Origin of the sequence: Rhodoferax ferrireducens (assembly GCF_049302455.1) — a bacterium.
GTDB classification, from domain to species: domain Bacteria; phylum Pseudomonadota; class Gammaproteobacteria; order Burkholderiales; family Burkholderiaceae_C; genus Rhodoferax; species Rhodoferax ferrireducens_B.
In genome coordinates this window covers 1-20,349 of the sequence record NZ_JBAQMD010000075.1, presented here as the reverse complement: position 1 = coordinate 20,349, position 20,349 = coordinate 1, and the positions used below count along the sequence as shown (strand labels likewise).

16 protein-coding genes and 1 pseudogene are annotated in these 20,349 nt (G+C 59.7%); 12 read left to right on the top strand and 5 right to left on the bottom strand.

Going from position 1 to position 20,349, the window contains the following annotated elements:
* Window positions 1-838 (bottom strand): serine/threonine-protein kinase (locus tag WA157_RS13860; RefSeq protein WP_422621522.1); only part of this gene is annotated, 838 nt, incomplete at its 3' end.
* 154 nt (window positions 839-992) lie between these two features.
* Between WA157_RS13860 and WA157_RS13855 the strand changes: the two genes are divergently transcribed.
* The 10 genes from WA157_RS13855 (at window position 993) to gabD (ending at window position 13,093) form a co-directional block, all read left to right on the top strand.
* A complete protein-coding gene (locus WA157_RS13855) occupies window positions 993-2,693 on the top strand; it encodes an ATP-binding protein (protein WP_422621521.1) in 1,701 nt (566 codons plus the stop codon).
* Window positions 2,671-4,053, top strand: a complete 1,383-nt coding sequence (locus WA157_RS13850; RefSeq protein WP_422621520.1) for a sigma-54-dependent transcriptional regulator — start codon at window positions 2,671-2,673, stop codon at window positions 4,051-4,053. Before WA157_RS13855 ends, WA157_RS13850 begins: the two co-directional genes overlap by 23 nt.
* A 251-nt stretch (window positions 4,054-4,304) precedes the next feature.
* Window positions 4,305-5,687 carry an ABC transporter substrate-binding protein gene (locus WA157_RS13845; protein ID WP_422621519.1) on the top strand — a complete coding sequence of 461 codons (1,383 nt, stop codon included), beginning with the start codon at window positions 4,305-4,307 and terminating at the stop codon, window positions 5,685-5,687.
* Between the two features lie 13 nt (window positions 5,688-5,700).
* Window positions 5,701-7,023 carry an ABC transporter substrate-binding protein gene (locus tag WA157_RS13840; RefSeq protein WP_422621518.1) on the top strand — a complete coding sequence of 441 codons (1,323 nt, stop codon included), beginning with the start codon at window positions 5,701-5,703 and terminating at the stop codon, window positions 7,021-7,023.
* A 79-nt stretch (window positions 7,024-7,102) separates the two neighbouring features.
* Window positions 7,103-8,005 carry a branched-chain amino acid ABC transporter permease gene (locus WA157_RS13835; protein WP_422621517.1) on the top strand — a complete coding sequence of 301 codons (903 nt, stop codon included), beginning with the start codon at window positions 7,103-7,105 and terminating at the stop codon, window positions 8,003-8,005.
* Window positions 8,006-8,965, top strand: coding sequence for a branched-chain amino acid ABC transporter permease (locus tag WA157_RS13830; protein WP_422621516.1), 960 nt, complete (start codon window positions 8,006-8,008; stop codon window positions 8,963-8,965). It begins immediately after the preceding gene.
* Window positions 8,962-9,744, top strand: a complete 783-nt coding sequence (locus WA157_RS13825) for an ABC transporter ATP-binding protein (RefSeq protein WP_422621515.1) — start codon at window positions 8,962-8,964, stop codon at window positions 9,742-9,744. Before WA157_RS13830 ends, WA157_RS13825 begins: the two co-directional genes overlap by 4 nt.
* Window positions 9,741-10,394, top strand: a complete 654-nt coding sequence (locus WA157_RS13820) for an ABC transporter ATP-binding protein (RefSeq protein WP_422621514.1) — start codon at window positions 9,741-9,743, stop codon at window positions 10,392-10,394. The genes WA157_RS13825 and WA157_RS13820 overlap by 4 nt, the downstream gene beginning before the upstream one ends.
* A gap of 31 nt (window positions 10,395-10,425) precedes the next feature.
* Complete coding sequence (locus WA157_RS13815) at window positions 10,426-11,580, top strand: iron-containing alcohol dehydrogenase (protein ID WP_422621513.1); 1,155 nt, start codon at window positions 10,426-10,428, stop codon at window positions 11,578-11,580.
* Window positions 11,581-11,632: 52 nt separating this feature from the next.
* Window positions 11,633-13,093: an NADP-dependent succinate-semialdehyde dehydrogenase gene (gabD, locus tag WA157_RS13810; RefSeq protein ID WP_422621512.1), complete on the top strand. Its 1,461-nt coding sequence runs from the start codon at window positions 11,633-11,635 to the stop codon at window positions 13,091-13,093.
* A gap of 77 nt (window positions 13,094-13,170) precedes the next feature.
* On the opposite strand, the gene WA157_RS13805 is transcribed toward gabD, so the two are convergent.
* Complete coding sequence (locus tag WA157_RS13805; protein WP_422621511.1) at window positions 13,171-13,908, bottom strand: SIMPL domain-containing protein; 738 nt, start codon at window positions 13,906-13,908, stop codon at window positions 13,171-13,173.
* Window positions 13,909-13,935: 27 nt separating this feature from the next.
* Complete coding sequence (locus WA157_RS13800; RefSeq protein WP_422621510.1) at window positions 13,936-14,247, bottom strand: hypothetical protein; 312 nt, start codon at window positions 14,245-14,247, stop codon at window positions 13,936-13,938.
* 167 nt (window positions 14,248-14,414) lie between these two features.
* Between WA157_RS13800 and ompR the strand changes: the two genes are divergently transcribed.
* Window positions 14,415-15,146: a two-component system response regulator OmpR gene (ompR, locus tag WA157_RS13795; RefSeq protein WP_011465011.1), complete on the top strand. Its 732-nt coding sequence runs from the start codon at window positions 14,415-14,417 to the stop codon at window positions 15,144-15,146.
* A gap of 47 nt (window positions 15,147-15,193) precedes the next feature.
* Window positions 15,194-16,561: an ATP-binding protein gene (locus WA157_RS13790; protein ID WP_422621523.1), complete on the top strand. Its 1,368-nt coding sequence runs from the start codon at window positions 15,194-15,196 to the stop codon at window positions 16,559-16,561.
* A 23-nt stretch (window positions 16,562-16,584) separates the two neighbouring features.
* Here the strand turns inward: WA157_RS13790 and WA157_RS13785 are convergent.
* A pseudogene (locus tag WA157_RS13785) lies at window positions 16,585-18,982 on the bottom strand (YgiQ family radical SAM protein).
* Between the two features lie 170 nt (window positions 18,983-19,152).
* Entirely contained in the window at window positions 19,153-19,881 is a 729-nt protein-coding gene (locus WA157_RS13780) for a response regulator (RefSeq protein ID WP_422621509.1), read from the bottom strand.
* Window positions 19,882-20,349 lie beyond the last annotated feature (468 nt).

The window sequence follows — 20,349 nt, the reverse complement described above, 5'->3', positions numbered from 1 at the left end:
GGCTGTGGAGATAGATTGCCACCGTTTCGGTGGCGCCAAGAGTTGGGGCCGCGTTAGCGACCCCGTTTAGCCGCTTTGAGCGGCTCACAATTTTGAAAACCCCCGGCTTTGCCGGGGGATGGTTATTCGCACGATAGGGATCGCGTTCAGCATTGAGCGCTTGGCCTGAGAGCATTTCGGCCAGCACCATACCGGCCGAAAAAATATCCATCAATGGCGTGGGCGGCAGGTTTTGGGCTGCCTCGGGCGACATATAGCCCGGCGTGCCACCCGTTGGCGCCTCGGCGCTGTTGCCACCCTCCTCCTGTATGCGTGCGGCAATGCCAAAATCCATCACCCGCGCGCGCCCGGTTGGGTCGATCACAATATTGGACGGCTTCAAATCGCGGTGCACCACACCGGCGGCATGGGCCACCACCAAGGCATCGAGCACGCCCAGCATCAAGGCCACGGCGTCAATCGGCAGTATGGCACCCTGTTTGGCCAGCCGGTCGGCCAGCGTTTGCCCCGGCACATACTCAAACACCAGATAAGGCTGCTGATCCTGTACGTCAGCCTCAAAAACCGGCACGATGTTGGGGTGCGTCAGGCGGCTGACACTGCGCGCCTCCTGCAGCCACTGGGCAAGGGCCGACGCATCCGAGCCGGCGCCAATTTTCATGAGCTTGATCGCGACGTCACGCTCCAGGCGCGGATCAAACGCCAGCCAGACCGTCGACTGCGCTCCCCGGCCAAGGATGCGGCGCAGCTCAAACCGCCCCAGCATGGCGGGCTGAGCTGGTGCAGACAGGCCAGGCGCCAGCTTGCGGATGGTCTTCAACGGTGAAAAATCAACCATGGATCAATGAACAGAAAAAATATGCAAAAAATCAAATCGTGGCAGCAAGTATGACACTGACGCCATCGGCTAATCTTGCTCCGGCACAACGATGAACCAGGCGTTTGCGTTAAAGTGCAAACTCGCTGCATTGCAGCACATTCCCAGAACATCCATGGTCATTAAAAAGAGCATTGTTCGACGCTACCTGATCCTGTCGGTGCTCGCGTCGACGCTACCGGTATTGTCGATTGGCTTGCTCTATGACCGCTTTACCAGCAACGCACTTGAGCAATTGCTCGGCGAAAAGATTTCAACTCATTTGACTGCCACGACAAATCGGTTGAGCTCTTACCTTGAGGCGCGGCGCTATCAACTTGAAACCCTGGCCAACTATCCGGGAGTCGCAGGGTTTGCAACTGCAAAAAGAGGAAATGTGGACAGTGAGGTGGCAGCAGTTTTACAAATTGAATCCGACCTGCCCGATCTCTATGGCATTCTTTTTTTTGACGCTGATGGTCACCTGCAGCGTGCCGTGCCCGGCCAAGCGGCGGCTGGACCGCCTTATTGGGCCGATCGCCCATTTGAGACAGAGCAGTTGCCGATGACGGCACTCGGCGAGACGCAGGTTATTGGCCCCATGCCCGCTGCCAACGGGGACCCCGGCTGGCTGTTGGTGCGTCATCCCATGCGTACGCGACAAGCCGATCATGTGACGGGCTATATTGCCTTGCACGTTCGTCTGGCTTCGCTCACCGAGCAACTCGGCGCAAACGCGATAGCGGGTACGCTCCAAACCCTGCTGCGCACGCCGGTCGGGAACTTCAATGCCACGGGACAGGCTACTGAGGTCCATGGAAAATTGATTGCGGGCCCGGAAATACTGCCTGGCTGGGGCTCAATGCTCGAAGTCGAATCAACGGGTGTCCTCAAATCTTTCGTGCTGGAGCAGCGTGCATTGTTGCTTGCCGTGCTGGTCAGCACCGCGTTGATCGTGTTTCTGTTTATTCGTCTGTCCAGGCAGTTGCGCTTGCGCATTGATCTGCTTTTAAGTGGCGCGGCAGCCATCTCATCTGGGCAGCTTGATCATCGCATCGCTGAACAAGGCAATGATGAAATAGCGTCGGTCTCGCACGCCTTCAATGCCATGTCGGGCCGGTTGCAAGAGTATCTTGAACGGGCTGTGCGAATGGAAAAGCTGGCCGTGCTCGGCGAATTTGCAACCGGTATTGCCCATGAAATTCGCAATCCGTTGGCAGCCATCAAGACCAGCGTTCAGGCCCTCGCCCGGCGTGAGCAAGATCCCAAGCGCACCCAGTTGCTCACCGAGATGGAACGGGAGATTGATCGCCTGGCGCGTGTGGTCAGCGATCTGGTGGACTTCGGCCGACCACGCCCCCCGCTGTTCGGCCTCATGCCGGTGCACGAGTTGTTTCGACGCATTTCCATGATCATCGAGCCCGAAGCCCGAGCGCGGAACATACATTTCAGTTGCCAGGGCAATCCTGACCTTGAATTGTGGGCCGATCCAGACCACTTGCAGCAGATCATCCTCAATTTGACCCTCAATGCGGTTCAGGCGACGCCCGCCGGAGGTGCTGTTGTCCTGCGCGCTTCAATCATTGCCGGGCGAGCCGCCATCGAGGTCAGCGATACCGGCTGCGGCATCCCGGCTGAACTCTTGCAGCGCGTCAGCGACCCCTTCTTTACAACCAAGACCAAAGGTGTCGGTCTCGGGCTGAGCATTTCGCGTCAACTGTGTGAACTCAACGCAGGCGAGATGGCCATTGACAGCGCACCCGGACACGGCACTGTGGTTCGAGTTTTGTTCCCCTTAGCCAAGGCCATCAACCATGTCGACCCTCTTGATCATTGACGACGAACCCAGCCTCGTCAGCTCCCTCACCTTCGCTCTCGAAGAGGAAGGCTACAAGGTCTACGGCGCCGCCACTGGTGAAGCTGGGCTGCAAGCGGTGGCTGACGTGCGCCCGGATCTGGTGCTGCTCGACCTGCGCCTGCCCGACAAGACCGGGCTGGAAGTGCTGGAGACCATGCAGCGGGAGAATGGTGAGCCTCAGGTGATCATGATCTCTGCTCACGGTGACACACGAGCGGCGGTCAAGGCGGTAAAAATGGGCGCTGCCGATTACCTGACCAAGCCTTTCGATCTCGATGACCTGCTGCACACGATTCGCACAACTTTGGAACGCGGTCAAATGACAAGTGAAATCAATTTCCATCGACGCGCTGCGTTACGCCAGAGCGGGCTGGTGGGCGAAAGTGCGCCGATGCGCGATTTGGCGGCGACCATCTCCCGCGTTGCGGGCAGCGGTACCACTCGCATCCTCGTGCTGGGGGAATCGGGCACCGGCAAGGCCTTGGTGGCCCGCGCCATTCACGCCGGCAGTGCGCGCTGCACGGGTCCGTTCATAGAGATCAACTGCGCCTCGCTGCCGGAACAGCTCATTGAGGCCGAGCTATTTGGCGCCGAAAAAGGCGCTTACACGGGGGCCTATCAGCGTCGCATTGGCCTGGTTACCCTGGCCGATAAAGGAACACTTTTTCTCGATGAAATCGGGGAGATGCCGCTGGCCCTGCAGGCCAAGCTACTGCACTTCCTGGAGAACGGTGAATACCGGGCCATTGGCTCGACCCGTGCCGTGCATGCCGATGTTCGTGTGGTGGCCGCCACCAACCGGGATTTGGTTGCGGAAGTTGCTGCGGGACGGTTTCGCGAAGATCTTTACTACCGCATCAACGTTATTTGCCTGAAGATCCCCGCCCTGCGTAGCCGTGGCGAAGATGTGTTGCATCTGGCCGAGCACTTTGCCCAACAATATGCCCACGAGGAAGGTGTCTCCCCGATCCGACTCAACACTGTCGTGCGAAAACTGCTGGCAGCCTACCATTGGCCGGGCAATGTGCGTGAACTGAAAAACCTGATCGAACGCCTGACCATCCTGTTCCCTGGTCGTGACATCAGCATGGCCGAGTTGCCGCCTGAGTTCGGGGTCATTGGCTCGGATGTCAGGCGCATCGCGGATGCCCATCTGCAGGATGAACCGGTGCTGCGGGCCTCGAAGTCTTCCATCAGCGATACCTTGGACGTCACTGAGCGTGAATTACTGCTCTCGGCATTGCGCGAGTGCGGCGGGCATAAGGGCCACGCTGCCGATCATCTGGGTATCTCCCGCCACGCTTTCAAACGACGTTTGCAGCGCCTGGCTATTGAGTGAGCGGTTTTCGCGCATGTTGGGATTGACTTGATCGTTTTTGAGCGGTTATCGCCCATTTCCTGCGCGCCTGTTTAGCCCTTGAGCGGAGCCAAACCGGCACCAGTATCTTTTCTTTCATTGGTCAAACACGCCGCTTCGGCTTTCCATTGAAGTATTGGCACATACCTTGCAATGCAGAGCTAAGCTGGGCAATCAATTGCGACGGTAATTGTCATCAAAGTTGTTCCATGACCCAAGCACAAGAGGAGACTATGTTTGCACTGATTGGCGCCACCCTGCGCCCTGTTGAGTCGCGGCTTACAGCTTGGCGTCGCTTCGCGCGGCGCAGTGGCTGGCTGGCCGTTGTGACAACGTTGGTTTGGCCTGTCACCAGCCAGGCTCGCATCGAATTTGGTGCGTCCTCTGCGACGGCCGATGCGACGATCGGCTGCATGTTTCCCCTGGCTGGCCGCGCCGCCATTTATGGCCACGACAGTATCGCTGGCATGAAGTTGGCCATCGCTGATCTGGCGGCTGACGTGCCGCCCGGAACAGCGCCCAAGCTGCGCATCCTGGTTGAGGACGACCGTTCCAAGGCGTCCGTGGCAACACGCATCGCCGAAAACTACATCAACCATGACAAGGTTCGCTTTCTCTGCGGCATCGTGAACTCTGGCGTCGCCCAAGCAATCAGCCGTGTATCTCGTGACCGAAAAATCATCATGATCGGCACCGATCACGCGTCTTCTCGATTGACCGTCGAGGACTTTCATCGTTACTACTTCCGGGTCTCGAACGACACCTACTCCTCCATGGCGGCCGGTGCTCGCTATCTTGCCGAACTGCAGAAGAAAAGCCGTTGGAAGCGGCTGGCTTTCATTGGACCCGATTACGACTATGGCCACATCTCCTGGCGCGACCTTGAAGAGTCCTTGAGCAGTCTGGGCGTGAACCATGAGGTAACCGGTCAACTCTGGCCGCGCCTCTACGAGCCTGATTACACCGCTTACATTGCCCAACTGATGGCGGCCAAACCGGATGTTGTGGTATCGGCGTTGTGGGGCGGTGACTTCATCGCATTCCTCAAGCAGGCGCTGTCTGCCGGATTGCTCGAAAAAACCAGGCTGGCCAACTTTGATACCGGTGGCAATTTCGATGTGCTGGCTTCCTTGGGCGACCAGGCGCCGGCCGGACTGATCCTCTCGGCGCGGCACCATAACAACTGGCCTGACACCCCACGCAACCGCAAATTCGTCAACGATTTCCATCGCCTCGAAGGGCGCTTCCCCACCTATGCCGCAGAAGGGGCATACGCCGGGATCATGGCCATCGGCCGCGCCCTGCTGCTGGCCGGACGGGGAGCCAACAACGAACAGTTGATCCATGCCCTTGAGGGTCTGCACATGACGCTACCAGAAGACCCGCAAGGTTACGTCTCTCATATTGACCCGGAAACCCACCAGATCATCCAGGCCCAGGCCATTGGCGAAGTGGTGCGCGACAGCGGCTATGCGCCAGCCCGGGTCATGCTGGGACGCTGGGTGGTCTATCGCGCCGAGGATCTGCGCCCGCCCCTGGACCTTATTCGTAGCCGCCGTGCCCGCGCACTCGGTGCTGTCAGCAGTTCTCTCGTCCCAAGCAAACCAAGCAACTAACCAGGAGCCATCCATGCAATCCAAATTGTGCATTTCACATCCAGTCTTGCGCGTGTCAGCTATCGCTACCACCCTCGCGTTAACAGCAGCGCTTGGCACGTCTGCTATTGCGGCCGACAACGGCAAGTACCGCATTGGCGTTGTCACCTTCTTGTCGGGCGCAGCAGCCGGACCCTTTGGCGTTCCCGCAGCAAACAGTGCCAAACTGATAGTTGAAGCCCTGAATAACGGCAAGGTCCCCGCTCCGTACGCGAAAAAGGGAATCAACGGCCTGGAAATTGAAATGGTCCTGCTGGACGAGAACGGCGGTGCTACCAAGCAAACCGAGGAATTCCGTAACCTGGTGCAGCGGCAAAAAGTGGATGCGGTGATCGGCTACATCTCGTCGGGCGACTGCCTGGCAATTGCCCCCGCCGCCGAGGAACTTGGCGTCCCGACCATCTTTTTCGACTGCGGCACCTCCAAAGTGTTCGAGGTTGTGAAGAACCCCAAATACCTGTTCCGTACCGGTCTGGACGCAGTCGTCGATAACATCGCTGCCGCCCATTACGTGGCGGAGGCCCGCCCGAACGTCAAGACCATTGCCAGCATTCAGCAAAACTATGCCTGGGGCCAGGAATCCTGGGCCGACTTTGCACTGGCTTTCAGCCGCATCAAGCCCGAATCCAAAGTCGTCTCCGAACAATGGCCCAAGCTCGGTCAGGGCCAGTACGGTGCCGAGATTTCGGCCCTTTCGGTGAGCAATCCGGACCTGATTCACTCCAGCTTCTGGGGCGGCGATATGGAAGCGCTGATGCTGCAAGGCGGCGCGCGTGGTCTTTTTGATAAAAAGACCGTGGTCCTGACGGCGGGTGAAACCGGCATGGAACACTTCAAGGGGCAAGTGGCCAATGGCACTATCCTCGGCGGTCGTGGTCCCTTCGGCGCGTTCTCGCCGAAGAATGCCTTGAACGACTGGTTCCGTCCGGCCTTCATCGCGCAATTCAAGGAATCTCCAACCTACCCTGCCTACAAGATGGTTCAGGCCATCCTGGGCCTGAAGGCCGCGGCTGAGAAGAGCGCCAAAGCCGGCGCCATGCCGACAGCCGATCAGGTCGTTCAAGGCTTGGCCGGCTTGAGCTACGAAGCCCCCAGTGGTACTGTCAATATGGCCCGCACCAAGGGACACCAGGCGGTACAGAGTGTGTCATTCGGCGAGTACCAGTTCGACGCCAAGTCCGGCACGGCCACGCTCACCAAGGTCAAGACCTACGCCGGCGAATGCGTGATGCCCCCGGACGGCACCGCTCCCGCTGACTGGATCAAGGCGGGTTTCCCTGGCGCCAAGTGCAGCTAGACCGGCAATAAGCACGGATTGAACTCCCCCGTCCGAGGGCGAGGCTCAAGGCCTCGCCCGCAACCGGTACCAAAGTGTTATGACCACCCTACTTGCCATCCTGATTGACGGGGCCATCTACGCCTCCTGGCTGTTCCTCGTGGCCGCCGGCATGACCATCATCTACGGTGTGATGCGCGTGCTCAACATGGCGCACGGCAGCTTCTACGCCATCGGCGCTTACTCCGCGGCTTCGCTCGTGAGCTGGTATTTTTCCGGCGAGCACGGCGACCCCTATTGGAGCCTGTTGATACTGCCCGCGTGCGCCATCTTGGCCGGTGCCATCATCGGTCTGGCCATTGAACAGGGCTTGTTGCGCTTCCTGCGCGGCAGCGACGAAATCCTCATGGTGATCGTCACTTATGCCTTGCTGCTCATTCTGGAAGATGTCACCAAGCTGATTTGGGGCGTCAATCCCTACTTCGCCTACCAGCCCTACAAGCTGCTCGGGCAGACTGCGTTTGGCGCTCACCTTCGTTTTGCCAACTACGACCTGATGTTGATTGGCGTCGCGATAGTGATCGGTCTGCTGGCCTGGGCCGCGCTGAACCGCACCAACAAGGGCCGGTTGTTGCGCGCGGTGATCCATGACCGCGAAATCGCCATCGCCATGGGTGTCAATGTGAACGCCATGTTTGCCGCCACCTTCGCTATTGGAGCGATCCTGGGTGCGCTGGCCGGAGCCCTGACGGCACCGGCGATTTCGGTGTCGCCGGGTATCGGCGTGGAGGTCATCGTGCTGGCCTTCGCCGTGATTGTGGTCGGCGGTCTGGGCAGCATCGGAGGTGCTGCCGCAGGCGCGGTACTGGTCGGACTGTCGCGCTCCTTTGCGGTTCATATCGCGCCAGAAATTGAACTTTTTGTCATCTACGGTGTGATGTTCCTGGTGCTCGCCATCCGTCCGCAAGGACTGTTCGGACAAACCCTTGCCAGGAGAATTTGAATGTCATTGCGAAAAGTTTTTGCCTCCCCGACCGAGCCCACGCTGCTACTGGCGGCTGCCATGTTTGTCGCGGGCGCGTGGATCATGCCGGCCTGGCTGGCTTTCTTGCTCACCTTGGCCCTGGCCAAGGCGCTGGTAGTCCTGGGCGTCGTCATCCAGATGCGTGCCGGTCTGGTGTCATTCGGCCAGGCTCTGTTCTATTGCATTGGCGGCTATGGCGTCGGCCTCGCGAGTCAGTACCTGGGCGTTGGCGACGCCTTCGCACTGCTCGCATTGGGCACGGTGGCGGCACTGCTGATGGCGCTGGCCTGCGGCTGGTTGCTGACGCGTTACCGCGAGATTTTCTACGCCATGCTGACACTGGCCCTGTCCATGATTCTGTATGGCGTGCTGGTCAAGTCTTCTGCACTCGGTTCTACCGATGGCTTCAACGTATCACCACCGAGCTTCCTGGGCTGGGTGCCCGAGGGCGATGCGAGAAAGCGCACGCTGTATTTGCTCACGGTGCTTGTCGCCGCCGCAGTGGCGATGGGCTTTCACCGTTTCATGGTTTCCAGCCTGGGCCGTGTGACAGAGGCGGTCCGGGAAAACGAAATCCGGGTTGAATACCTGGGCCTCTCGCCGCAGCGGATGCTGTTCGCGAACTATGTCCTGGCGGCGTGCGTGTCCGGGCTGGGTGGCGGTCTTACGGCGCTGGCCAGCGGTCACATTGACCCCGACATGGCGATCTGGACCACCTCCGGCGAGTTTGTCTTCATTGCCATTCTGGGGGGTACCGGCCACGTGGCGGCACCCTTCATCGGAGCCATCGTGTTCGCGGTGCTGCGTACCTTCGCCATCCAGGAGGCGCCCAATACCTGGCAAATGACGCTGGGTATCACCTTGCTCGCCCTCATTCTGTTTCTCCCAAAGGGCCTGTGGAGCCTGGTTGATCGCAGCAAGCCGGGGGTGTCGGCATGAGCGTCACCATTCTCGAAACGCGCGGTCTGACCCGAACTTTCGGCGCCGTGGTCGCGGCCCGCGACCTGAACGTTCGCATTGCCCAAGGCGAAATCGTCGGTGTTATTGGCTCCAATGGGGCTGGCAAAACGACCTTCATCAATATGGTGACGGGCTACTTGCCGCCCAGCAGCGGTGACATCCTGTTCGACGGCAACTCGGTGCTCGGACGCAAGTCGCGCGACATCACGCGCATGGGAATGGCGCGTTCTTTCCAGGTTGCACAGCTGTTTCCGAAACTGACGGTCATGGAAAACGCCATGGTGGCCCTGGTGGCGGCCGAAGGCACTCAGCCGTCTTTCCTGCGGCCACTCGATACGCCACAACGACGAAAACTGGCGAACGCGATTTTCGCGGAATTCGGTGTTAGCCAGTACCGTGATGCCCTCGTCAGCACCGTGCCACAAGGTACGCGCAAACTGGTGGATATCGCCATGGCGCTGGTCAGTCGGCCACGCATGCTGCTGCTCGACGAACCCACCAGCGGTGTCAGCTCGGAGGAAAAGTTTGCGCTGATGGACACGGTCATGTCCGTGGTTCGCCAGTATGGCGTCACCGTGCTATTTGTCGAGCACGACATGGAAATCGTGGCGCGCTATGTGACCCGCATCATTGCCTTCTACAGCGGCGAAATCATTGCCGACGGACCTCCGAAAAGCGTGCTGGGCGACGCCCGGGTGCAGGAGTTCGTGATTGGCCGAGATCTGAAGGTAGATTCAGCCGTTGGAGAAAGCGCATGAATGCCGCTCTTGAAGTTCGATCCCTCCATGTTGCTATCGACCACGTACCCGTCCTGCGCGACGTATCACTGGATGTGCCAGCGGGAAAAATGGTCGGTCTTATCGGCAGAAATGGCGCAGGCAAGACCACACTGATGCGCGCCATCATGGGTCTGCTGCCGTTCCGGGCCGAGCGCATTGCCGCAGCTGGCGAGGATCTTCAGCTTTTGGCGCCCTATGCGCTGGCGCGCCGCGGCATCAGCTACATGCCAGAAGATCGTCGCCTGATCCCTGCTCTGACCGTCGAGGAAAACATTCTCTTACCAGCCTGGGCCAACCATATTCCAGAGGCCAAGGCGCGCCTGGACTGGATCTATGGTCTGATGCCTGAAGTCGCTGACTTCCGCGAACGACGCGCCATGCAGCTTTCCGGAGGGCAACAGAAATTGGTTGCGTTGGCCCGGGCCCTGATGCCGGGCAACAAGTTGCTGCTGCTCGATGAACCCTTTGAAGGGGTTGCACCGGTGCTCTCGCGACGCCTGGTTGAAGTCATCGGTGGCCTGCGACAAGCGGGGCTGTCGGTCGTACTCTCCGAATCAGATCACACCCATAGCGCCCGCCTGGTTGATCTGGTTTACCGAATCGAACGTGGCGTGGTTACGCTCGGCTGATCACAAAAATATTTTTTTGAAAGGATTCATCATGACGCAATTTAGCTTTGAAACCGCACCCAGGATCATCTGTGAACAGGGTGGGGCCAATCGTCTGGGCGAGATCGCCAAGGGTCTGGGGATTTCCCGACTCTTCTTGGTGACCGACGCGGGGTTGATCAAGGCCAAACTCATCGACGGTGCCCTGGCCTCGCTGGCCGCCGCTGGTGTCGCGGCAACGGTGTTTTCCGACGTGCTGGCCGACCCGCCCGAGCTCAGTGTGCAGGCTGCAGTGGAGGCCGCGCGCGCCGCGGGCGCCGACGGCGTCCTTGGTTTCGGTGGCGGCAGCTCCATGGATACCGCAAAGCTCGTCGCCCTGCTGGCAAGCACGCCGCAGGCGCTGCCCGACATCTACGGCATTGGCCTGGCGCGCGGCCCGCGCCTGCCACTGATCCAGGTGCCGACCACTGCAGGCACCGGCTCCGAGGTCACGCCGATTTCCATCCTCACCACGCCCAACCACGAGAAGAAGGGCGTGGTCTCGCCGCTGCTGTACCCGGATGTGGCACTGCTCGACAGCCGCCTCACGCTGGGGCTGCCACCCACGGTGACGGCCATGACCGGCGTCGATGCCATGGTGCATGCAATCGAATCCTTCTCCACCCGCTTGAAGAAAAACCCGCTCTCCGACGCGCTGGCAATCAAGGCGCTGCAGTTGCTCTACGCCAACCTGCCAGCGGCAGTGAACGACGGCAAGGACCCGACCGTGCGCGAGAACATGTTGCTCGGCTCGTTATTCGCCGGCATGGCCTTCGCCAACGCACCCGTAGGTGCCGTGCACGCGCTGGCCTATCCGCTTGGTGGTCACTATGGCCTGCCGCACGGCTTGACGAATTCCCTGGTCTTCGTGGCGGTGCTGAGGTTCAATCTTGTTGCGGCGCAAGGCCTCTACGCCGAATTGGGCCGCGCCATCCTGCCGGAACTGGCTACTGCTGACGACAGCGAAGCAGCAGCCAGCTTCGTGGCGGCCATCAGCGCGCGCGTGGCGGCCATGCCCTACGCCCAGAGCCTGCGTGATGCCGGTGTCAAGCAAGACGATCTGCCGATGCTGGCGCGCGACGCCATGAACGTCCAGCGCCTGCTGGTGAACAACCCGCGCGATGTCGCCTACGACGACGCCTTGGCGATGTACCAGGCCGCCTACTGAACAGTCGTGCCCGGGCACAGCCAACATTTAGACCTTAACCTGGAGCAATCTCATGATGCAACTGAAAGACCCCTCGCTGTTTCGCAGCCAAGCCTATCTGAACGGCCAGTGGTGCGATGCCGACAACGGTGAAACCTGTGCTGTCACCAATCCGGCGACCGGTGAAACCATTGGTACCGTGCCGAAAATGGGCGCGGCGGAAACCGGGCGTGCGATCGCGGCGGCCAATAGCGCCTGGCGCAGTTGGCGCGAAAAAACCGGCAAGGAGCGCAGTGCGGTTCTGCGCAAATGGAACGATCTGATGCTGGCCAATGCCGATGATCTGGCCATGATCATGACGGTTGAGCAAGGCAAGCCGCTGGCAGAAGCCAAGGGTGAAATCGGCTACGCCGCCTCCTTCATCGAATGGTTCGCCGAAGAGGCCAAACGTGTTAACGGTGACACACTGGGGTCGCCCTGGACGGATCGACGCATTGTCGTCATCAAACAGCCCATCGGCGTCTGCGCCGCCATTACGCCCTGGAATTTCCCGTCCTCGATGATTACCCGCAAGGTCGGCCCAGCGCTGGCTGCCGGCTGTCCGATGGTGTTGAAGCCGGCTCTGGCCACACCCTACTCAGCACTGGCCCTGGCGGTGCTGGCCGAGCGCGCCGGCGTGCCGCCAGGCATCTTCAGCGTGCTGACCGGATCGGCCAGTGCCATCGGCGGCGAGATGACCGCCAACCCCACCGTTCGCAAGCTCTCCTTCACCGGCTCGACCGAGGTCGGCAGCATGCTGATGCAGCAATGCGCCAAGACCATCAAGAAGCTGTCGCTGGAGCTGGGCGGCAATGCCCCGTTCATCGTGTTTGACGATGCCGATCTGGATGCAGCGGTCGAAGGCGCGATCATGTCCAAATACCGCAATGCGGGTCAGACCTGCGTCTGTGCCAACCGCCTGTATGTGCAGGATGGCGTCTATGACGCGTTCGCGAAAAAGCTCGTCGTGGCCGTGGAAAAGCTCAAGGTCGGCAATGGTGTTGAGGCCGGTGTCACACAAGGTCCGCTGATCGACGGCGCCGCCATCCTGAAGGTGGAACAGCACATCGCCGATGCCATTGCCAAAGGCGGTCGCTTGCTGACTGGTGGAAAGCGTCATGCACTGGGACACAGTTTCTTTGAACCCACCGTGATCGCTGACACCACCGCCGACATGATGGTGGCGCGCGAAGAGACGTTTGGCCCCCTGGCTCCGCTGTTCCGTTTCAAGACCGATGCCGAAGCGATTGAGTTGGCCAACGATACGGAATTTGGTCTGGCCAGCTATTTCTATTCGCGCGACATCGGGCGCATCTGGCGCGTCGCAGAAGGTCTGGAAAGCGGCATGGTCGGTATCAACACCGGCATTATTTCCAACGAAGTCGCGCCCTTCGGCGGCGTCAAACAGTCCGGGCTTGGGCGCGAAGGCTCCAAGTACGGAATGGATGACTACCTGGTGATCAAATATCTGTGCATGGGCGGTCTGGACAAATAAGGGCAGGTTCTCCGGCGAGACCGGGAAATTTTCCAATACATTGATTCAGAGACGGGACGGGACTCAGCACCAGCGACTTACTTCAACTGCACCGACCCCGATACCGTCACCAGCACCGCGGTCTTGCCGGCTTCCACCGGAACCGGTGTATCCGCCACCGCCTTGGCCTCCACGGCCATCATCCGGGGGCGCGGGGTATAGCCCTGGTCATTTGCGCTGACGTTGACTTCGCGCAGGGTGTAGCCGGTAAAGCCGAAACCGCGGGCAATGTCGCTGGCGCGGGCTTTGAAATGTTCAATGGCGATACCTTGCGCATCGGACTCGACCCGGGTGCGCTGCTCGCGGCTCAGGCCGAAACTGACATGGCTCACGGTCAAGGTCTGTATCTTGCCGGCGGCACTGCTGATGCGTGCAAAGTCGCGCCCCTCCAGAATCAGCTCGGCAGTACCCTGCCAGCCGATCGGCTTGCCGTCCCGCCCGTAGCGCGGATAAAGGCTGAAGTTGCCGGTACGGGCATCAAGCTGGCCCGGCTGCGCCGTCTTCTTCGCCTCGACCAGGGCGGCGTCAAGCGCGCTCTTGAGCTGGCTTTGTACCGCACTGGCATCACTGCCGTCGCGGGTGGTGCTCATGGCAATCGACAACAGATCTTGCGGCACCTCCACCGAACCGGTGGCCGAGAGCTGCACCACGTTCTGCACCTCAGGCAGCAGGTTTTGTTGAGCAAATAGGCTGCTAGCCCCCGTCAATACTACACAATACGCTACTAATTTAATAGTATTTTTCAAACGAATGCCCTCCAAACCTCGACACGCCATTCGGGAGTCCCCGACAATGATTCAGTATTACTTGGCAGTCACGTTGAGCAAGCCATCAAAGCTCTGCTGACGCAACTGTTCGCGCAGATCGGCACGCTCCTGCGCTGACAAGTGCCGATCATAGATTGCGCGCGGCTCCAGGGCTTCTGCGTCAACCAGGGGGCTATTCTCCTGTGTCTGGGGTGTCTGCGACCTCTTCAGCGCCTCGCGCAACTCGGAGCGTCGCAAATCAGGCGGCAACTGTATGGAGGACTCTTCCCGCCTGGGCGCCACAGACTGCGCCCAGACGCCCACCGCAACGGCAGACAGAAACAGGAAAAAGAAATGAGAATGCTTCATGGACAAACCATAACGCCAAATCAGCTGCTCGCGAATACCCTGTTTGACAGTCACCGGGCCCGCTGGGGCAACATTTGTAACATCGTGTCAATGTTGCGCGAAAATACCGTCATTCCCGTTGCTTAGCCTGCCAAAATCGGCTTTGTTACAAATTCAAGGAGGCCCAGATGAGCCAAGTACCCAGCCGGAACGACAAAATATTAATCTGTGATGACGATGTCCGCATCCGCGACCTGCTGCGCCGGTATCTGACACAAGAGGGGTTTGACGTGTTGCAGGCCGAAGACGGCAAGTCGCTCACCCGCCTGCTGGTGCGTGAACCGGTGGACCTGATCGTATTGGACCTGATGATGCCCGGCGAGGACGGTCTGTCGATCTGCCGACGCCTGCGTGCCGCCAATGACCGCACCCCCATCATCATGCTGACAGCCAAAGGCGAGGATGTGGACCGTATCGTTGGCCTGGAAGTTGGCGCCGACGACTACCTGGGTAAACCTTTCAATCCGCGCGAACTGCTGGCGCGCATCCACGCCGTGCTGCGCCGACGCCCAACCCAGGAGGCGCCCGGCTCGCCCGCCAGTGATAGCGCGGTCGTGACTTTTGGGCCGTTTACCTTTGACCTGGGGGCTCGCACACTGCGCAAAGACGACGAGGACCAGCCTCTGACCACCGGCGAATTCGCCATGCTCAAGGCGCTGGTGCGCCATCCGCGCCAGCCGCTGTCGCGCGAAAAACTGGCGCAGTTGGCGCGTGGCCGCGAGTTTGAACCCTTTGACCGCAGTCTGGACGTGCAGGTGTCGCGCTTGCGTAAATTGGTTGAGGTGGACGCCGCCGCGCCACGCTACATCCAGACCGTTTGGGGTGTGGGCTACGTTTTTGTCCCTGATGGTGCGGCTTGAACACTGTCGTTGACGCGCCGGTCACGCCCCAGGACAACAGTGGCCTGATGCCGCTGGAGGCTGGCCCCGCCGAGCGCCGCACTCGCTCGCGGGTGCCCTTGAGCCTCTTCTGGCGCACTTTCTTTCTGCTGGCCCTGCTGCTCGTGGGCAGCATTCTGGCCTGGCTGCAAACGCTGCGGGCGCTCGAATTCGAGCCACGCGCCATCCAGACAGCGCAGCAAATGGCATCGCTGGTCAATTTGAGCCGGGCCGCACTGATTCACTCCGACGCCATCAACCGCGTGTCCTTGATCAAAACCATGAAGGAGCAAGAAGGCGTGCGCATTGTGCCGCGCGAACCCGGCGACGTTTTTGAACCTTTTGACACCGATGCACTGAGCCAGCGCATTGCGGAGGAACTCCAGTCAAAGCTCGGACCCGGCACGGTGGTGGCCAACAGCGTCAACAAGGAAGAGGGGCTATGGGTCGGTTTCACCATTGATGAAGACCGCTACTGGATGCTGACCGATCGAGCTCGATTCAACCGCACCACCGGGCGTACCTGGTTGATTTGGTTGATGACGGCGGGCGCCCTGTCTCTGGCCGGTGCGGCCCTGATTGCCCGCTTCATCAACCGACCGCTCAAACAGCTGTCGTTTGCCGCCAGCCGGGTGCGCGAGGGTGATTTCGAGGCCAGTTCGCTGGATGAAGGTGTAGCCACCAGCGAGATCCGGGCCGTCAACATCGGCTTTAACCGGATGACGCAGATGCTGGCCAAAATTGAGCAGGATCGCGCCATCATGCTGGCCGGCATCTCACACGACCTGCGCACGCCGCTGGCGCGTCTGCGACTGGAAACTGAATTGAGCGTGGTCGATGTCGAGGCGCAGGCCAATATGTCCGCTGACATCGCGCAACTTGACGCGATCATCGGCAAGTTCCTTGATTACGCTCGGCCTGGCAGCGTCGACCTGACTCCGGTCTCACTGCGCGAAGTCTTCGATACCTGTCTGTACAGCACCCGCCATCGCACCGATATGCGCATCAGCCTGGATGTGCCTGAAGACCTGGCTGTGCTCGCTGATGAAGTAGAACTGGGCCGCGTGTTCACCAATCTGCTGGAAAACGCCGCCCGCTATGGCAAGTCCGTGGCGACCGGCGTGGCAGTGGTGGACATTGTCGCCAAGGCACGTGATCAATGGGTGCTGTTGCGCTTGCGCGATCACGGAACCGGGGTCTCCAATGAGCAGTTGACCACCCTGACCACACCGTTTTACAGAGGCGAGACCGCCCGCACTGCCGCCAACGGCGCTGGCCTGGGGCTGGCGATTGTCGAGAAAACGATTTCGCGCATGGGCGGCACTTTCATGTTGACTAATGCATCCTCAGGCGGACTGGCGGCCAACATCAGGTTGCAGCGCGCACCCAAAGCCTGAGCACCGTCCATCAAGCAAGATCGCTATCGTGCTTTTCTCGGCGCCTTGCCACCCAAACGCCCAGAGCCCGTATCGCGCGGGGGCAAGCCGGTGTGCTGGGTCAGCAATCGCCCAGGCTGCACCTTGCTGGCCAGTGCAGCCCCACCGGTAGCGGTCGCATTTTTGTGCCGCGCGCTGGCGTAGCTGCCGTCCAGCAGCGGCTGAAACGTCGGTATCAGGTGATGCTTGCCATTGCCAATCAAGTCAGCGCGCCCCATGGCCTTGAGCGCTTCGCGCAGCAGCGGCCAGTTGTTGGCGTCGTGGTAGCGCAAAAACGCTTTATGCAGACGGCGGCGTTTTTCACCCCGCACAATATCCACCGTCTCACTGTCATGCGTGATCTTGCGCAGCGGGTTCTTGCCGGTGTGGTACATGGCCGTGGCAGTGGCCATGGGGCTGGGGTAAAAGGTCTGCACCTGATCGGCGCGGAAACCATTTTTCTTCAGCCACAGCGCCAGGCTCATCATGTCTTCGTCGCTGGTGCCGGGGTGGGCGGCGATGAAATACGGTATCAAGAACTGCTTCTTGCCCGCTTCCAGGGTGAACTTGTCAAACAGCGTCTTGAACTTGTCATAGGTGCCAATGCCGGGCTTCATCATCTTGGTCAGCGGGCCGGATTCAGTGTGCTCGGGGGCAATCTTGAGGTAACCGCCGACATGGTGCTGTACCAGCTCTTTCACGTACTCCGGGCTTTGCACCGCCAGGTCGTAACGCACGCCGGAGCCAATCAGGATTTTCTTGATGCCTTTAAGGGCCCGCCCGCGCCGGTAAATCTGGATCAGCGGGTCGTGGCTGGTGCCCAGGTTTTGGCAAATGCCAGGATAGACACAACTGGGTTTGCGGCATGCCGCTTCAATCTCGGGGCTCTTGCAGCCCAGCCGGTACATATTGGCCGTGGGGCCACCCAGGTCTGAGATCGTGCCGGTAAAGCCCTTTACCTTGTCACGCACTTCTTCAATCTCGCGAATCACCGAGTCTTCCGATCGGCTCTGGATGATGCGGCCTTCGTGCTCGGTGATGCTGCAGAAGGTGCAGCCCCCAAAACAGCCACGCATGATGTTGATGGAAAAGCGAATCATCTCCCAGGCCGGGATTTTGGTGCTGCCGTCATGACTGCCCTGCGCATCGGCGTAGCTCGGATGCGGGCTGCGCGCGTAAGGCAGGTCGAAGACGAAATCCATCTCGGCGGTGCTCAAAGGAATCGGCGGCGGGGTGATCCAGACATCGCGCGCAGTAGCGCCCACACCATGCGCCTGCACCAGCGCGCGGGCGTTGCCGGGGTTGGTTTCCAGGTGCAGCACGCGGTTGGCGTGGGCGTACAGCACCGGGTCGCTTTTGACCTGCTCGTAACTCGGCAGGCGGATCACCGAGCGGTCCCGCGGGGGCACCTTGAGCTTGCCCAAGCCGGTTGCCAAGTTGGGATTGGGCACAAAGGTCAACGGGTGGATCACGGGATTGGCTTCATTTTTTAAGCCTAATTGGCCTGTAGCCACTGTGGAATAAGCACTTGTAGCTACTGTTTCTATAGCATTATTGTTTCCATCTTCTTTGGCGCAGGAGCCGCCCTGCCCCCGCCGCCTGCTCCGAAGTCGTCTGGTAGGGGTTGACCTGCGACTCGACCCGTCCCGGCTCATCCACGCTGGTCGAATCAATCTCAAACCAGCCGATGTTTGAGGCGTCATCCGAACGGCGCACAAAAGCGGTGCCGCGCACGTCGGTGATTTTCTCGACCGGCTCACGTGCGGCCAAGCGGTGTGCGATCTCGACCAGCGCGCGCTCGGCGTTGCCATACAGCAGCAGGTCGCACTTGGCATCGACCACGATCGAGCGGCGCACCTTGTCCGACCAATAGTCGTAGTGGGCAATGCGGCGCAAACTGCCTTCAATGCCGCCGAGCACAATCGGCACGTCCTTGAAGGCTTCCCGGCAGCGCTGGCTGTAGACAATCGCGGCGCGGTCCGGCCGCTTACCACCGACATCGCCGGGCGTGTAGGCATCATCACTGCGGATTTTGCGGTCCGCCGTGTAGCGGTTGATCATGGAGTCCATGTTGCCCGCCGTCACACCCCAAAACAGATTGGGCTTGCCCAAAGCCTTGAACGGCTCCGCGCTTTGCCAGTCGGGCTGGGCGATGATGCCGACCCTGAAACCCTGGGCCTCCAACATGCGGCCAATCACCGCCATGCCAAAGCTGGGATGGTCCACATAGGCATCGCCCGTCACGAGGATGACGTCGCAACTGTCCCAACCCAGTTGATTCATCTCCTCGCGGCTCATGGGCAAAAACTTGGCAACGCCGAAACGCGCCGCCCAGAACTTGCGGTAACTGGTCAGTGGCTTGGCGGCACGCGGGAAAAAAGAGACGTCAACGAGGGCGTTCATGAAAACTCAAACAATGGGAAGGGACCGAGTGTAAGGTTTGGCGCCCATCAGTGCGGGTGGCATGGGTACTTGTGGCACGGGTGCCCTGCCGAACCTACCCCCCCAAAAAAACGCCCCGAGTCCATGACGCAGGGCGCTTTGAATGACCCTTAGCGGGTCCGAGTGCTCGTTTAAGCTGTTTGCTTTGTTTCCATCAAGGCCTTCGCGCCAACCCAGAGCAGCATTGCCGTCCCGACGAAGGGCAGCATGATCGCGTAGGTCAGACCAATAAACGGAGCAAAGGCGAACAGAGCCACGTTTCTCAGATAGGCCGGCGTTTTCTTTGCGGCTTGTGTTTGAAGCAGCGCCTTGCCACCTATCCAGGCCAGCATCGCCAGACCGACCAAGGGCAGAAATACTGCATAGGCCAAGCCGATGAACGGCGCTGCCAGGAACAGGGCGATGTTCCAGAAGTTGCTCTTTTGCTCCGGCACTTCGACCCGCAACGGTTCGACCGGGCTGGCTTGCAGCGTTGGAACGACGGTCAGCGCTGGTTTGAGTAGCGCATGTGCGGCGCTTTCTTCAATCATCTCCGGTGACAGCGGCTTGCGCATGAAGTCCGACACGCCCGCAGCCTTGGCCCTCACTTCGTTTTCAGCGGTGCCGTAGCCGGTGATGATGACAACGGGTGTCCAGGGCCGACTGGCCTTGACACGCTCGGCCAATTCAACGCCGTCCATGCCTGGCATCTTGATGTCAGTGAAAACGACATCAAACTCTTGCTCACGAATTTGCTTTAGCGCTTCATGAGCATTTTCAGCAGTGGTAACGATATAGCCTTTGTCGGACAGAACCCGCTTGAAACTCTTGCCGACCACAACGTCGTCATCCACGACCAGAACTTTAAGCAGTGCACCCATGATATTTCTCCTTCAGTGAAATTGTTAACGGTCTGCCTTTCTCTACGCATAGGTCGTGCCAACTGCTGAACTTTTTAAAAAATCATTAGTTATCAATCACTTAGCTGTTGATTAATGAAGCCATGGGGAAATTTGATCGTCGCAGCAGGGTGCCCAAGTACACTGTTTTCATGCAGTGGCTTTATTCGTAATTCTGGCAAGACACAAAAAAACGATTGAAATCAAAGGGTTGCTGAGTTTTGGTGGGCACAAATTTTTTTGTACAGCGGATGCAGGGCTGAGGCGACACCCACTGAACGGGCTGCATGACCAATGCCGTTGAGTGTCTGAATGCGAGCTGACGGAAGATACTCAAAATACGAGGGATCTTCCCTAACAATGCGGCCGCCGTCGAGCTGTCATGATGGCCCTCCGCAAGCTCATGGCTGATCTGAAGCGCGTCAGGCCGTAGGCTCCATGCCTACGGCC

Bases quoted from the DNA above. Each gene is read 5' to 3' on its own strand.
- WA157_RS13855 (WP_422621521.1), top strand. From the start codon at position 993: ATGGTCATTAAAAAGAGCATTGTTCGACGCTACCTGATCCTGTCGGTG.
- WA157_RS13850 (WP_422621520.1), top strand. From the start codon at position 2,671: ATGTCGACCCTCTTGATCATTGACGACGAACCCAGCCTCGTCAGCTCC.
- WA157_RS13845 (WP_422621519.1), top strand. From the start codon at position 4,305: ATGTTTGCACTGATTGGCGCCACCCTGCGCCCTGTTGAGTCGCGGCTT.
- WA157_RS13840 (WP_422621518.1), top strand. From the start codon at position 5,701: ATGCAATCCAAATTGTGCATTTCACATCCAGTCTTGCGCGTGTCAGCT.
- WA157_RS13835 (WP_422621517.1), top strand. From the start codon at position 7,103: ATGACCACCCTACTTGCCATCCTGATTGACGGGGCCATCTACGCCTCC.
- WA157_RS13830 (WP_422621516.1), top strand. From the start codon at position 8,006: ATGTCATTGCGAAAAGTTTTTGCCTCCCCGACCGAGCCCACGCTGCTA.
- WA157_RS13825 (WP_422621515.1), top strand. From the start codon at position 8,962: ATGAGCGTCACCATTCTCGAAACGCGCGGTCTGACCCGAACTTTCGGC.
- WA157_RS13820 (WP_422621514.1), top strand. From the start codon at position 9,741: ATGAATGCCGCTCTTGAAGTTCGATCCCTCCATGTTGCTATCGACCAC.
- WA157_RS13815 (WP_422621513.1), top strand. From the start codon at position 10,426: ATGACGCAATTTAGCTTTGAAACCGCACCCAGGATCATCTGTGAACAG.
- gabD (WP_422621512.1), top strand. From the start codon at position 11,633: ATGATGCAACTGAAAGACCCCTCGCTGTTTCGCAGCCAAGCCTATCTG.
- WA157_RS13805 (WP_422621511.1), bottom strand. From the start codon at position 13,908: ATGGCGTGTCGAGGTTTGGAGGGCATTCGTTTGAAAAATACTATTAAA.
- WA157_RS13800 (WP_422621510.1), bottom strand. From the start codon at position 14,247: ATGAAGCATTCTCATTTCTTTTTCCTGTTTCTGTCTGCCGTTGCGGTG.
- ompR (WP_011465011.1), top strand. From the start codon at position 14,415: ATGAGCCAAGTACCCAGCCGGAACGACAAAATATTAATCTGTGATGAC.
- WA157_RS13790 (WP_422621523.1), top strand. From the start codon at position 15,194: ATGCCGCTGGAGGCTGGCCCCGCCGAGCGCCGCACTCGCTCGCGGGTG.
- WA157_RS13780 (WP_422621509.1), bottom strand. From the start codon at position 19,881: ATGGGTGCACTGCTTAAAGTTCTGGTCGTGGATGACGACGTTGTGGTC.